The sequence below is a fragment of the Telluria sp. ZT3P25 genome (assembly GCF_059685895.1).
On record NZ_JCASIJ010000001.1, the window covers coordinates 3,207,374 to 3,220,503 of the forward strand.

12 protein-coding genes are annotated in these 13,130 nt (G+C 62.0%); 9 read left to right on the forward strand and 3 right to left on the reverse strand.

The window, feature by feature from the left end; genetic code table 11:
* Nucleotides 1-39: 39 nt before the first annotated feature.
* Together argA and AC56LY_RS14235 are read left to right on the forward strand one after the other, a co-directional pair.
* A complete protein-coding gene (argA, locus tag AC56LY_RS14230) occupies nucleotides 40-1,353 on the forward strand; it encodes an amino-acid N-acetyltransferase (protein WP_258835248.1) in 1,314 nt (437 codons plus the stop codon).
* A 48-nt stretch (nucleotides 1,354-1,401) separates the two neighbouring features.
* Nucleotides 1,402-1,674 (forward strand): oxidative damage protection protein, encoded by a 273-nt coding sequence (locus AC56LY_RS14235; RefSeq protein ID WP_183555634.1) that lies wholly within the window; start codon nucleotides 1,402-1,404, stop codon nucleotides 1,672-1,674.
* Nucleotides 1,675-1,758: 84 nt separating this feature from the next.
* Here the strand turns inward: AC56LY_RS14235 and AC56LY_RS14240 are convergent, their stop codons facing one another.
* Nucleotides 1,759-2,085 (reverse strand): hypothetical protein, encoded by a 327-nt coding sequence (locus AC56LY_RS14240; RefSeq protein WP_499580525.1) that lies wholly within the window; start codon nucleotides 2,083-2,085, stop codon nucleotides 1,759-1,761.
* A gap of 14 nt (nucleotides 2,086-2,099) precedes the next feature.
* The gene (rpiA, locus tag AC56LY_RS14245; protein ID WP_499580527.1) at nucleotides 2,100-2,777 is read right to left on the reverse strand and encodes a ribose-5-phosphate isomerase RpiA; all 678 of its coding nucleotides are present in this window, start codon (nucleotides 2,775-2,777) and stop codon (nucleotides 2,100-2,102) included.
* A 172-nt stretch (nucleotides 2,778-2,949) separates the two neighbouring features.
* On the opposite strand from rpiA, the gene AC56LY_RS14250 reads away from it, so the two are divergent.
* The 4 genes from AC56LY_RS14250 (at nucleotide 2,950) to AC56LY_RS14265 (ending at nucleotide 7,614) form a co-directional block, all read left to right on the forward strand.
* The gene (locus tag AC56LY_RS14250) at nucleotides 2,950-4,155 is read left to right on the forward strand and encodes an efflux RND transporter periplasmic adaptor subunit (protein WP_499580529.1); all 1,206 of its coding nucleotides are present in this window, start codon (nucleotides 2,950-2,952) and stop codon (nucleotides 4,153-4,155) included.
* Entirely contained in the window at nucleotides 4,152-4,886 is a 735-nt protein-coding gene (locus AC56LY_RS14255; protein ID WP_499580531.1) for an ABC transporter ATP-binding protein, read from the forward strand. The genes AC56LY_RS14250 and AC56LY_RS14255 overlap by 4 nt, the downstream gene beginning before the upstream one ends.
* Nucleotides 4,883-6,106, forward strand: coding sequence for an ABC transporter permease (locus AC56LY_RS14260; protein WP_499580533.1), 1,224 nt, complete (start codon nucleotides 4,883-4,885; stop codon nucleotides 6,104-6,106). Before AC56LY_RS14255 ends, AC56LY_RS14260 begins: the two co-directional genes overlap by 4 nt.
* A 95-nt stretch (nucleotides 6,107-6,201) precedes the next feature.
* Nucleotides 6,202-7,614, forward strand: a complete 1,413-nt coding sequence (locus AC56LY_RS14265; RefSeq protein WP_499580535.1) for a hypothetical protein — start codon at nucleotides 6,202-6,204, stop codon at nucleotides 7,612-7,614.
* A gap of 330 nt (nucleotides 7,615-7,944) precedes the next feature.
* Here AC56LY_RS14265 and AC56LY_RS14270 read toward each other — a convergent pair whose 3' ends face one another.
* Nucleotides 7,945-8,628 (reverse strand): helix-turn-helix domain-containing protein, encoded by a 684-nt coding sequence (locus AC56LY_RS14270; protein WP_499580537.1) that lies wholly within the window; start codon nucleotides 8,626-8,628, stop codon nucleotides 7,945-7,947.
* 137 nt (nucleotides 8,629-8,765) lie between these two features.
* Here AC56LY_RS14270 and AC56LY_RS14275 point away from each other — a divergent pair, with 137 nt between their 5' ends.
* The 3 genes from AC56LY_RS14275 to AC56LY_RS14285 are packed head-to-tail and all read left to right on the forward strand — an operon-like array spanning nucleotide 8,766 to nucleotide 13,119.
* On the forward strand, nucleotides 8,766-10,814 hold the full coding sequence (locus AC56LY_RS14275) for a serine hydrolase domain-containing protein (RefSeq protein WP_499580539.1): 2,049 nt from the start codon (nucleotides 8,766-8,768) through the stop codon (nucleotides 10,812-10,814).
* Nucleotides 10,814-11,824 (forward strand): dipeptide epimerase, encoded by a 1,011-nt coding sequence (locus AC56LY_RS14280; RefSeq protein ID WP_499580541.1) that lies wholly within the window; start codon nucleotides 10,814-10,816, stop codon nucleotides 11,822-11,824. Before AC56LY_RS14275 ends, AC56LY_RS14280 begins: the two co-directional genes overlap by 1 nt.
* Complete coding sequence (locus tag AC56LY_RS14285; protein WP_499580543.1) at nucleotides 11,821-13,119, forward strand: peptide MFS transporter; 1,299 nt, start codon at nucleotides 11,821-11,823, stop codon at nucleotides 13,117-13,119. Before AC56LY_RS14280 ends, AC56LY_RS14285 begins: the two co-directional genes overlap by 4 nt.
* Nucleotides 13,120-13,130 lie beyond the last annotated feature (11 nt).

Genomic DNA, 13,130 nt, shown 5'->3' on the forward strand with positions numbered 1-13,130 from the left:
TTTGGTGCGCACATCGCGCAGCGAATTATAATGCGGCAAATGGAAACTCCTACCCAATTCGTCCAGTGGCTGCGCTCGGTCGCGCCGTACATTCACGCATTCGGCGGCAAGACCTTCGTGGTCGCCTTCCCCGGCGAGCTCGTTGCTGCCGGCGCGCTACCGGTACTGGCGCAGGACTTGTCACTGCTGGTTGGCCTGGGCATCCGGATCGTGCTGGTGCACGGCTCGCGTCCGCAGGTGGCCGAACAGCTCGATCTGCGTAACGTCGAGGGGCGGTTTCACAACGGCGTGCGCGTCACCGACACCGCCGCCCTCGAATGCGCGAAAGAAGCCGCCGGCGAACTGCGCCTCGATATCGAAGCCGCCTTCAGCCAGGGCCTGCCCAACACGCCGATGTCCAACGCCCAGATCAGCATCGTCTCGGGCAACTTCGTCGTCGCCCGCCCGCTTGGCGTGATCGACGGCGTCGACTTCGAACTCACGGGCGTCACGCGCAAAATCGCCGCCGAAAAAATCCACCCGATCCTGCAGACCGAAGACAACCTGGTGCTGCTCTCGCCGCTGGGGTTCTCGCCCACCGGCGAAATCTTCAACCTGACGCTGGAAGATGTCGCTGCGTCGGCCGCGATCGCACTGCACGCCGACAAGCTGATCTTCATTACCGAAACGCCGATGATCGTCGACGCGGCCGGCACCGAGATCCGCGAGCTGTCGTCGCACATGGCCGAAGCCGTGCTGCAGGCGGGCTTCCTGTCCGACTCGGCCGCGTTCTACATGCAGCATGCGATCAAGGCCTGCAACGCCGGCGTCGATCGCGCCCACATCATTCCGTTCGAGATGGACGGCTCGGCGCTGCTCGAGGTCTTCACGCACGATGGCGTGGGCACGATGATCAGCCACGAGAACCTCGAAAGCCTGCGTCAGGCCACAATTGAGGACGTTGGCGGAATTATCAAGCTCATCGAACCACTCGAAGCCGATGGCACGCTGGTCTATCGCGGCCGCGAGCTGATCGAACGCGAGATCGACCAGTTCTCCGTCATCGACCACGATGGCGTGATCTTCGGCTGCGCCGCGCTGTATCCGTTCCCCGAATCGAAGATGGGCGAGATGGCCTGCCTGACCGTGAGCCAGGACGCGCAGACGCAGGGCGACGGTGAACGCATCCTCAAGCACATGGAAAACCGCGCCCGCGCAGCCGGCCTCACCAAGCTGTTCGTGCTGACCACGCGCACGTCGCACTGGTTCAAGAAGCGCGGCTTCGTGCCGGCCACCGTGGACGACCTGCCGAAAGACAGGCAGCACATGTACAACTGGCAGCGCCGCTCACAGGTCTTGATCAAAACTTTATAATACGCGTCTTACATGACCGAATCACCGAACGAATAACAGGAGTACTCGATGGCCCGCACCGTCCACTGCATCAAACTGAACAAGGAAGCCGAAGGCCTGGATTACCCACCGGTCCCTGGCGAAATGGGCAAGAAGCTGTACCTGCAGGTCTCGAAAGAAGCCTGGCAGGCATGGCTCAAGCACCAGACCATGCTGATCAACGAAAACCGCCTGAACCTGGCTGACGACCGCGCGCGCAAATACTTGGCGACCCAGCTGGAGAAGCACTTCTTCGGCGAAGGCGCCGACCAGGCAATGGGCTACGTGCCGCCACCGGTGTAAGCACGTCGCGCTTCATACGCTTGGCGCACAAAAAAATCCCGCTCGGGGCACTGGCCGCGAGCGGGATTTTTTACGCCTGGTGTCTTACATCTTTTTGCACTGGCGCAGTTCGCAGCGCGCCATGAATACCTGGCCATTCTGGCACTGCATCCGGTAGACCTCGATCGGCCCCGGCTCGGTCACCAGGCCCGCGCCCTGCGTACTGGTGCAGGCCTGCGCCTTGGCCAGCTTCTCGACCGTGTGCGACGATTCTCCGACCTTGAACGGCGTGCGCTGGATCGCTGTCACGTCGGTCGACGCCGCTGGCGCCACAACGGCAGGCTCGGACAAATCGACCGAACTGCCAAAGACAGAACAACCTGCCAGCAAGACAGCGAGCGAAGAAGCGGACAGCAGCAGCGCACGATTCATGATCGGGTTTCCGGTTACAGCGACAGGGTCTTGACGCCGTCGGCCGTGCCAAGCAGGCAGACATCGGCGCCGGCTTTGGCGAACAGGCCAACGGCGATCACGCCGACGATCTGGTTGATTTTTTCTTCCAGCGCCACCGGATCGGTAATCTTCAGGCCCGCCACGTCGATCAGTTCACCGCCGTTGTCGGTAATGAACGCCTGACCGGTACCAGCCTTGAGGCGCAGCTTTGGCTGGCCGCCCAACGCCGCCAGCTGGCGCATCACCGAAGCGCGCGCCATCGGGATCACTTCGACCGGCAGCGCGAATGCACCCAGCGTCTCGACCAGCTTGGAGCCGTCGGCGATGCAGACGAATTTCTTTGCCACCGAGGCGACGATCTTTTCGCGCGTGAGCGCTGCGCCGCCGCCCTTGATCATCGCGCCCTGCGCGTTGATTTCGTCGGCGCCATCGATGTAGACGGCCATCGATTCGACATCGTTCAGGTCGAAGACGGGGATGCCGTGGCCGCGCAGGCGGCTTGCCGTGGCTTCGGACGATGCAACGGTGCCCTTGATGCGGTCCTTGATTTTTGCCAGTTCGTCGATGAAGAAGTTGGCGGTCGAGCCGGTGCCCACGCCGATGATTTCACCCTCGACCACGTAATCGATGGCGGCGCGCGCTACGGCTTGTTTCAGTTCGTCTTGAGTCATGATGCTTCGGTAAAAAAGGAATACGCCATTCTAGCGGATCGGCGCCGCCCTTTTTCCAAAATTGGCGCGCCTTCGCTGCCAAATTCAGGCCTGCCAATGCGCCATGCATTGCCATTCGCGCACGGGTGCATCAAACTCGGCCTTTACTTGGTATTTATCTGGCATACATACAATGAACATCTTCACCAGGAAGCGCGTTGTCATCGCCGTTGCCGTCCTCGCCGCCGTCGCCGTTGCCGTTGCTGTCGTCAAACGCAAGGACGACACCGTACCGCCATCCCAATACCGAAGCACCGTCGTCGACCGCGGTGCCATCAACCAGACCGTGACCGCCACCGGCACGATCAATCCGGTCGCGCTGATCAATGTCGGCTCGCAGGTGTCGGGCACCGTGGCCGAACTGAATGCCGACTTCAACGACCGCGTGAAAAAGGGCCAGGTGCTGCTCAAGCTCGAGCCGACCATTTTCAATGCCCAGGTGCGCCAGGCCGAAGCGAATATCGCGTCGGCGCGCGCCAGCCTGCGCCTGGCCCAGGCCACGTTCGAGCGCAACGAGCAGCTGGTGGCGCAGAACTTCCTGTCCGGCCTCGCGCTCGACCAGTCCAAGCGCGAGATGCAGGTCGCCCAGGCCAACCTGACGCTGGCACAGGCACAGCACGACCGCGCACGCGCAGACCTGAACAACAGCGTGATCCGCTCGCCGATCGACGGTGTCGTGATCAAGCGCACGATCGACCTGGGCCAGACCGTGGCGGCCTCGTTCAACACGCCGAACCTGTTCCAGATCGCGCAAGACCTGACCAAGATGCAGATCGATACCAGCGTATCCGAAGCCGACGTCGGCCAGCTCAAGGACGGCCTGCCGGCGCGCTTCGTCGTCGATGCCTATCCCGACCGCGAATTTGCCGCCACCATGCGCCAGTTCCGCCTCGCGCCGAACGTGGTGCAGAACGTGGTGACGTACAACGTGGTGCTCGACGTGGACAACGTCGACGAACTGCTCAAGCCCGGCATGACGGCGCAGGTGCGGCTGGTGGTGGCGAATCGTCCGGACGTGCTGCGCATCCCGACAACGGCACTGCGCTTCCGGCTGTCGGAAGAAGAACAGGAGGCCGAGCGCAAGCGCAACAAGGATGCCAAGCCGGCCGCCGCCGCTGCGCCCCCAGCGCCGGTCAAGGACGATGACATCGCATTCCGCAATGCGAGCGACACCACGCGCATGTTCAAGATTTACAAGCTGGACGCGATGAACCACCCGCAACCGGTCGATATCCGCGCCGGCCTGTCGAACTTCCGCTATACCGAAGTGGTCTCGGGCGACCTGAAACCGGGCGACCGCGTCGTCACCCGCTCGCTGGCCACGCCGGAAAATCCATGACGGGGCCGCTGATCGACATCCGCGGCGTGGTCAAGACTTACCTGAGCGGCGCGGTCGAAACCCCGGTGCTGCATGGTGTCGACCTGCGCGTGGAGCACGGCGACTTCGTCTCGGTCATGGGCCAGTCGGGTTCCGGCAAATCGACACTGATGAACATCCTGGGCTGCCTGGACCAGGCGACCGGCGGCACCTACCTGCTCAATGGCGTCGACACGCGCACGCTGGGCCGCGCGGAACTGGCCGACATCCGCAACCGCACGATCGGCTTCGTGTTCCAGAGCTTTAATCTCATCAAGCGCATGAGCGTGGCGGAGAACGTCGCCCTACCCCTGATCTATGGCGGCATGGGCCGCGCCAAGGCACAGGCGCGCGCGGTGCAGGAGCTCGAGCGCGTGGGCCTGGGCGAATTTGCCAGACGCACCCCGAGCCAGCTGTCGGGCGGCCAGCAGCAGCGCGTGGCGATCGCGCGCGCACTGGTGACCGATCCGCCGCTGCTGCTGGCCGATGAACCCACCGGCAACCTCGACACCCACACGAGCGACGACATCATGACCAGCTTCGGCACCCTGAACCGCGAGCGCGGCATCACGATCGTGCTGGTGACGCACGAACCCGACGTCGCCGCCTACAGCCGGCGTCTGGTGCGCCTGAAGGATGGCCGCGTGCTGTACGACGGCCCGGCGGCCGAAGGCCTGCAACTGGCAAGCAGCCAGGCGGGAGCGGCGCGATGAATCTGGTCCAGGTCCTGATCGAGTCGTTCCGTTCGATGGCGGCCAACCGGCTGCGCACCGCCCTGACGATGCTGGGCATCGTGATCGGCATCGCGTCGGTCGTGCTGCTGCTGGCACTGGGCGACAGCATGCAGCGCTTCATCGGCAAGCAGTTGCAGATGCTGGGCACGAACATGGTCTACGTGATGCCGGGCGGCGACCGCACGGCCGCCCAGCGCGCCCGCGAAGGCAAGGTGGCGGTGCTGACGCTGGACGATGCCGAAGCACTCAACGCGCTGCCCAGCCTGACCGGCGCCGCGCCGGCGCTGCAGGGCAGCTTCAAGGTCACCGCCGGCAACGAGAACGCCAGCAGCATGGTCATGGGCGTGACGCCAGCGATGTTCACCATCCGTAACTGGAAGGTCGACCAGGGCACGCTGTTCAGCGAAAGCGATGTGCGCGCCAGCGCGCGCCTGGTGGTGATCGGCCAGAAGGTGGCGGACCAGTTCTTTTACCGCGCCGACCCGCTCGGAAAGCTCCTGCGCATCGAGAACGTCGCTTTCCAGGTGGTGGGTGTGCTGGCCGGCGAAGGCCGCCAGACCGACGGCACCGACCTGGCCGAACAGATCCTGGTGCCGATCACGGCGGCCAGCGCCAACCTGGTCAAGTCGCCATTCCCGCAGAATGTTCATTACATCAACGCGCAGGGGCGGCCCGGGGTGGCGATGACGGACGCGATCGAGGACATCAAGGAAGTCATCCGCAGCCGGCACCGGATCCGCGTCGACGATCCCGACGACTTCCGGGTGCAGAACCTCAATACCATCGCCGAGACGGCCAACAAGATCACGGCTGGCGTGGCGCTGCTGCTTGGGCTGATCGGCGCGATCTCGCTGCTGGTCGGCGGCATCGGCATCATGAACATCATGCTGGTGTCGGTGACCGAGCGTACGCGCGAGATCGGCATCCGCATGGCGATCGGCGCGCGGCCCAACGACGTGCTGATGCAGTTCCTGGCCGAAGCCGTGGTGATCTGCCTGGCCGGTGGCCTGGTCGGCATTGCCATCGCGGCCGGCGGCGCGGCGCTGATCACGAAGTTTGCGGACTTTGAGGTCTATCTCACCATCAGCGCGGTGATGGTGGCGTGCGGGTTTGCCACGGCGGTGGGCGTGTTCTTCGGCTTTTATCCGGCCCGGCGCGCCTCGCGTCTGCTGCCGGTGGATTGCCTGCGCTACGAATAATCAGATACTGATGCCTGTGTTTTTAGTAGATCTAGAAATGCAGAACTAGTACCTAAACATGAATAAATCTTGAAATATTTCAGGAGTGCGAAAGAATGAACGAAAAACCGGCAATCCCCTCGCTCGTGCTTATTCCTGGAAAATCTCCTGACGACTACGCGACAATTTTCTCAATTGCTTCTGCATATGCCTACTCAGGACTGCTCATCAGCGAGGAAGGCAAGCAGATAAACCACCCCGAGTTATCTTTTCCAGCAGTTGTTTGTTCAAGTTTCGCCATAGAACTCTTCTTGAAATTTTTTATTACACTGGAAATTTCGGAAGGATCGAAAGTTTCAAAAAAGAGAGTTCACTTGCTAGAGGATTTGTGGAATCAAATTACTGACCGGCGCAAGGCGATAATTGCCGGCATGTTTAGGAACAACTCAATTAATCCAGCTGAAGATGCAACTGACAGAAGAATAGAAATATTTTTGACAGCACTGAATTCGATAGGATCCGAATCAGCACCGTTCGTTAAATGGCGTTATATCCATGAATTAAAAGACATGACTATAATGTCACACGCTGCCATTGATGAAATTAGTAGCGCATTAAACCGAGCTGCATCATACTGCTTAAGTGAAAATTCGTTATCAAAAAATAGAAAAAGCATTGGAAATAAAGATTCCGCAAAAGAAAACTTAACTGGTGAACCTGATCCATCAATAAGCAAATGGGAAGATCCAAAACGATTGATTCGTAGGACTGCAGGAAATTTCACTCTAGTTCAAGGACATGAACCGATACTGCTCAACAGAGACTCACCACTGCGCCGAATTCCTGCCAATCTAGAACCTAAGCTGACTATATTTCTAGATGGACTCCGCTACACGGTAGAATTTTTGGATATTGCTTATGGTCGCATATATGAAACGCTTACCCAAATGGCTTTACATACCTCATCGGTCGAAATTCCTAGCCATTTTGCGAATGTATTTATGGATGCTTGGGCATTTGTCTATTCGGTAAATCGCTTTCGCACGATGTACATGCAGATGCCAGGAATTAAGTTCGATGACCCAAAACCTGGGATACCTACATTTAATGAGATCACCCAAGATTTTAGAAAATTACGCCGCACTGCGGATAATCTGGTTTCGGCATCAGATTCTATAGTAGAAGCTGAGGGAAGTGCTTTAGGTGAACTCAACTGGCTGACTGAAGTAGAACTAGAGCCGGAGTTGGCAGCTTGGCATTGCACAATGCGGCCTGGAACTCTGCATAAAGAACCATCTCAATCACATGCGCCATTTTCAAGTACTATGGGATGGCCAACAGACGGCATTCGGCTCGCCTTAGGTGAGAATGAAGCGAACCTCTCAGCAGTTCGTCATCATATTGCTCTGAGAATACGCAACCTTGAGTTGCAGCTAGATAATGCCTTTACCAAGCAAGAGCAATTTGGTGTGCCAGTATTTAACGATTTTTTCGCAAAAAGATCGGTTACCACAATGAAAACTGAATAGATTATTCAGACTTGGATTGGAGGCTCGTGATGCCAGCTATGGTTTCGAGCATCGGAATACCATGACGGCCACAGTTCGATATGCTGTGACCAATGAAGAATAGTGCCAGCCCCCAAGCAATCAAAGAATAGCAATCTAGAAGAGCTATTATAGTACGACTGCTTCTCCGTATTTATGCGGTTTAGAAAACAGCGATCCACTGATTCGTGAGGCGGCCGAGTCTTCAAAATTTTGACCGCTACCAGCAAGACCTTCATGAACTCTCGTTCCGAAGTATTCTTTAGGCCGAAATAAGATAACTTTTTCGAGCCGATACGCAAGCCTGCAAATCTATTTAATGGAGCGCTTGTTCAACTTCGCCGATCTCGGCTCTTCCAACGGTACGTCAGCTTCCTCGTGCACATGCGACGACATGATCGCCTGCATCTGCTCCTCATCCTCACTCGACATCACGGTCAGCACCTCGGCCTCGTCGCACCCTTCCGGCGCCAGGTACGCGTGCCCCATGCTCGAGTCGAAGTAGATCGACTGCCCTTCCCTGAGCACCACCGGATCGTAGAACTCGCTGTGCAGCACGACCGCGCCCTTGAGCACGTATGTGAATTCTTCGCCCGAGTGATGCACCAGCTGCCCGAACTGCTTGACCGACTTGGCGCGGATGCGGGCGATCACGGGAATCATCCGCTTGCGGCGCAGCTCCGCGCACAGGTAGTGGTAGTCGTAGTTGGGCGTCTCCACCCGCACCGCGCTGGCCAGGTCGCCGATGCTGCGCCGCGCCGTCACCGGCGTGTCCGCGCCCTTGTCTTCTTCGGCAAACAGCTCCGACATGCGCATGCCGAGCTTTTGGCTCAGCTGGTACAGCTTGTCGTAGCTGAGCGTCAACTGGCCGTGCTCCACCTTCGACAGCGTGGAGACCGGGATGCCGCTGTTTGCGCTCATTTCTTTCAGCGTCCACCCCTTGCGGCTGCGCAGGCCGCGGATCAACGCGCCAAGGGTTGGGGATTCAGAGGTCATGGACGGCAATCATAAAGTGTTGACATGGTTTCCGATTGGGTAGATATTTCTCTAATCAGAGAAAAATACTCGGATCAAGCTTTATTTTATAGGCTGGCCCGATCGACCGCAATCAACCGTATGGATAGGGAGCCTTGATGAGATTTCTGAAGATGGTCTTGATGAGCGTTGTCTGCTGGAGCGCCGGCGCCGCCGCGCAGCAGGCGCCCCAGGCCCCGGCAGTGCCGCCCTCGCCTGCAGGCACCAAGCCGGCGGCGACGCCGCCATCCGGGCCGCCGCCAACGCTGGTTGCGGCGCCGCGCGCCGGCAATGGCAAAACGCTCGACAAGACGGATGTCGACACCTGGCTCGACGGCTACATGCCGTTCGCGCTGAACAAGAGCGATATCCCCGGCGCGGTTGTCGTCGTCGTCAAGGACGGCCAGATCCTCACCGCGCGCGGCTTCGGTTACGCCGACGTCGACAAGCGCACGCCGGTCGACCCGGAGCGCACGCTGTTTCGTCCCGGCTCGGTCTCCAAGCTCGTGACCTGGACCGCCGTCATGCAACTGGTCGAACAGGGCAAGCTCGATCTGGATGCCGACATCAACGGGTACCTCGATTTCAAGATCGCCCCGCGTGCCGGCAAGCCCGTCACGATGCGCCAGATCATGACCCACACGGCCGGCTTCGAAGAGTCGGTGAAGTACCTGATCGTCTACGACAAGGCAGATATCCGCCCGCTCGGCGAACTGCTCAAGGAGCGCGTCCCGGCGCGCATCTTTGACGCCGGCACCACGCCGGCCTACTCCAACTACGCCACCTCACTGGCCGGCTACATCGTCGGGCGCATTGCCGGCATGTCGTTCGACGATTACGTCGAACAGCGCATCTTCGCCCCGCTGAACATGCGCACCGCGAGCTTCCGCCAGCCGCTGCCGCCTGCATTGGCGCCGCTGGTGGCCACCGGCTACAGCAAGCCAGGCCAGCCGTCGCTGGGCTTCGAGGTCGTCAACTCGGCGCCGGCCGGGGGCCTGTCGGCCAGCGGCACCGACATGGCCAATTTCATGATCGCGCACCTGCAGAAAGGCCAGTTCAACGGCGCGCGTGTCCTGTCCGAGGCCACCGCCAACGCGATGCACAGCAGTTCGCTGGACAAGGTCAACCCGGTGTCCCTGCTGCCACCACTGAACCGCATGGAACTGGGCTTTTTTGAAACCAACGTCAATGGCCGCAACGTGATCGCCCACCTGGGCGACACCGAAGCGTTCCACACGTCGCTGCACCTGTACATGGACGATGGCGTCGGCCTGTACCTGTCGGTCAACAGCAGCGGGCGCGAAGGCGCCTCCAACCCGCTGCGCAGCGCCCTGTTCCAGGACTTCTCGGACCGCTACCTCCCCTCCACGCTGCCGCCCGATGGCCGCGTCGACGCGAAACTCGCTGCGCAGCATGCGCAGATGATGACCGGCTCGTGGGAGAGCAGCCGCCGCGCCGAGACCAACTTCTTCGCCATTTTCGACCTGCTCGGGCAGGTCAAGGTGTCCGTTGACGACAAGGGCGCGCTCGTCATCCCCGCCATGGTGGGGACCAATGGCCGGCCCCAGGAATGGGTCGAGATTGCGCCGTTCGTCTGGCGCGACCGCAATGGCGAAGACCGGCTCGCAGCGCAGGTCGTTAACGATCGCGTGGTCCGCTGGAGCATGGACTTCATGTCGCCGTTCATGGTCATGGAGCCTGTCCCGGCCGGGAAGAACGGCGCCTGGCTGCTGCCAGCGCTATGCGTGGCGCTGGCCGTGTTCGTGTTCGCGGTACTGGCCATGCCGGCCGGCTGGATCGTGCGCCGCCGCTTCAAGCTGCAGCATGCGTTGACCGGCCCGGCGCGCAAGGCGGCGCTGGCCACGCGCATCGCGGCTGCGGCCTGCCTGGCGGTGCTGGCGGGCTGGGTGGGCATCGTATCGGTGTTCGATATCAGCCTTAAATATGCCACCGCCTCGCTCGATCCGTGGCTGTGGCTCCTGCAGATCGGCGGCTTGCTGGCCTTCGTGGCGGCGCTGCTGGCCGGCGCGCGCAATCTGCAACTGGCATTTGCGCCTGGCCAGGGTCGCCTGCGCCGCGTATGGAGCGTGCTGTTCCTGGCCTCGGCGCTGCTGATCGCTTATGTCTGCCTGCGCTTCGGCCTGCTGTCCATGACGGTGGCCTACTGATGGCCCGCCTTACCGTGACGGTCGCCGTCGAGAAGCTGCGCTTGACCACACCGTTTCGCATCTCGGGCTACCTGTTCGACGCGTTCAACGTCGTCGTCGTGACGCTCGGCGATGGCCGCCACAGCGGGCGCGGCGAAGGCGGCGGCGTGTACTACCTTGGCGACGATGCGCCGCACATGCTGGCGCAGCTCGACGGCGCCAGCGCCGCGATCGCCGCGGGCCCCACGCGCGACGCGCTGCGCGCGATCCTGCCGCCCGGCGGCGCGCGCAATGCCGTCGACTGCGCGCTGTGGGAGCTCGAAGCGGCGCGCGCCGGCGTGCCGGTCTGGCAGCTGGCCGGCAAATCGGCGCCACGGCCGCTGCGCACGACGTTCACGCTGGGCGCCGACACGCCATCGGCGATGGCCGCCACCGCGCAACGCCACGCGCAGGCGCGCTCGATCAAGATCAAGCTGACGGGCGACCTGGCACTCGACTTGGCGCGCGTGGCGGCGATCCGCGCCGCGCGGCCCGAGGTCTGGCTGGGCGTCGACGGCAACCAGGGTTTTACGGCGGGCCAGCTCGATGCGCTGATTGCCGGCCTCGTGGAACAGGACGTGGCGCTGCTCGAACAGCCGCTGGCGCGCGGCCAGGAGGCCAGCCTGGAAGGCCTGCGTTCGCCGATTCCGCTCGCGGGTGACGAGAGTATCCAGTCGCTGGACGACATCGCCGCCAGCGTCGGACGCTACGACATCGTCAACATCAAACTCGACAAATGCGGCGGCCTGACCGAAGGCCTGCTGATGGCGCAGGAAGCGCGGCGTTTGGGCCTGCAGGTCATGGTCGGCAATATGGGCGGCTCGAGCCTAGCGATGGCCCCGAGCTTCGTGCTGGGCCAGGAATGCGACATCGTCGACCTGGATGGCCCGATCTTCCTGGCCGCCGATCGCCGTCCGGGCGTCGAGTACTTCGCCGGCAATGTCTGGTCGGGCCCCGCCGTCTGGGGCGGCGCAGCGAAGGCCACGGCATGACCGGCACGCAGATCCAGCCCACGTGGTTCGGCCATCCGCGCGGCCTGACGGTGCTGTTCCTGACGAATATGTGGGAACAGTTCTCGTACTACGGCATGCGCGCGTTGCTGGTCTATTTCATGACCAAGGAACTGCTGTTCGGGCAGGCGCACGCCTCGTTCATCTACGGCGCCTACACGGCCGCCGCCTATTTCACGCCGATCCTCGGCGGCATGCTGGCCGACCGCGTCCTGGGCAAGCGGCGCGCCATCATCATCGGCGCCTCGGTCATGGCGGCGGGCCACTTCATGATGACCTTCGACGCCCTGTTCTACCTGGCACTGGCCACCATCGCGCTCGGTAACGGGCTGTTTTTGCCCACGCTGCCAAGCCAGGTCGGCGACCTGTATGCGCGCGGCGACGCGCGCCGTGGCTGGGCCTTCAATGTGTATTACGTCGGGATCAATATCGGCGGCTTCCTGGCGCCGCTGATTTGCGGCACCGTGGGCGAGTTGTATGGCTGGCATTACGGCTTCGGCCTGGCCGGCATCGGCATGCTGCTGGGCCTTGCCATCTACGTCGGTGGGGCGCGCTACCTGCCGCCCGAGACCCTGCCCGCCAGATCCACCGCGACAACGGAAGCACCGCGCGGCCTGGGCCGCGAAACGATCCTGGTGCTGATCGGGATCGGCCTGGCCGTCACGGTGTTTCGCGCCGCCTATGAGCAGGTCGGCAACACGGTCGCGCTGTGGGCCGACAGCGGTGTCGATCGTGCGGCCGGGGGCTTTCTGATTCCGATGACCTGGTTCCAGTCGCTCAATCCGCTGTTCGTGATGCTGCTCACGCCGCCCCTGCTGGCCTACTGGCACCGCCGGGCAGCGGCCGGCATCGACCAGGCGCCGCTGCGGCGCATGGCGTGCGGCGCGCTGATCGTGGCGCTGGCTTACCTGCTGCTGGCAGCGGTCGGCTGGACTGCCAATGGCCAGGCCACGGGTTGGATCTGGCTCGTGCTGTTCTTTTTAGTGCTGACGATCGGCGAGCTGTTCATCCTGCCGACCGGCCTGGGCCTGTTTGCCCGCCTGGCGCCGCGCCATCTGGGCAGCACGACGGTGGCGGCGTGGTTCCTCGTCACCTTCTCCGGCAGCCTGGCGGCCGGCCTGGTGGGCAGCCTGTGGAGCCGCTTTGCCCCGGGCGCGTTCTTCGCCCTGCTCGCACTGCTGTCGGCGATCGCCGCCGGCCTGCTGTGGCGTCTGCACCAGCCGATGCAGGCAGCGGACCGGCTGCACGCAATGACGCCCGCACCATCCGCACCCTAATCACAACGACT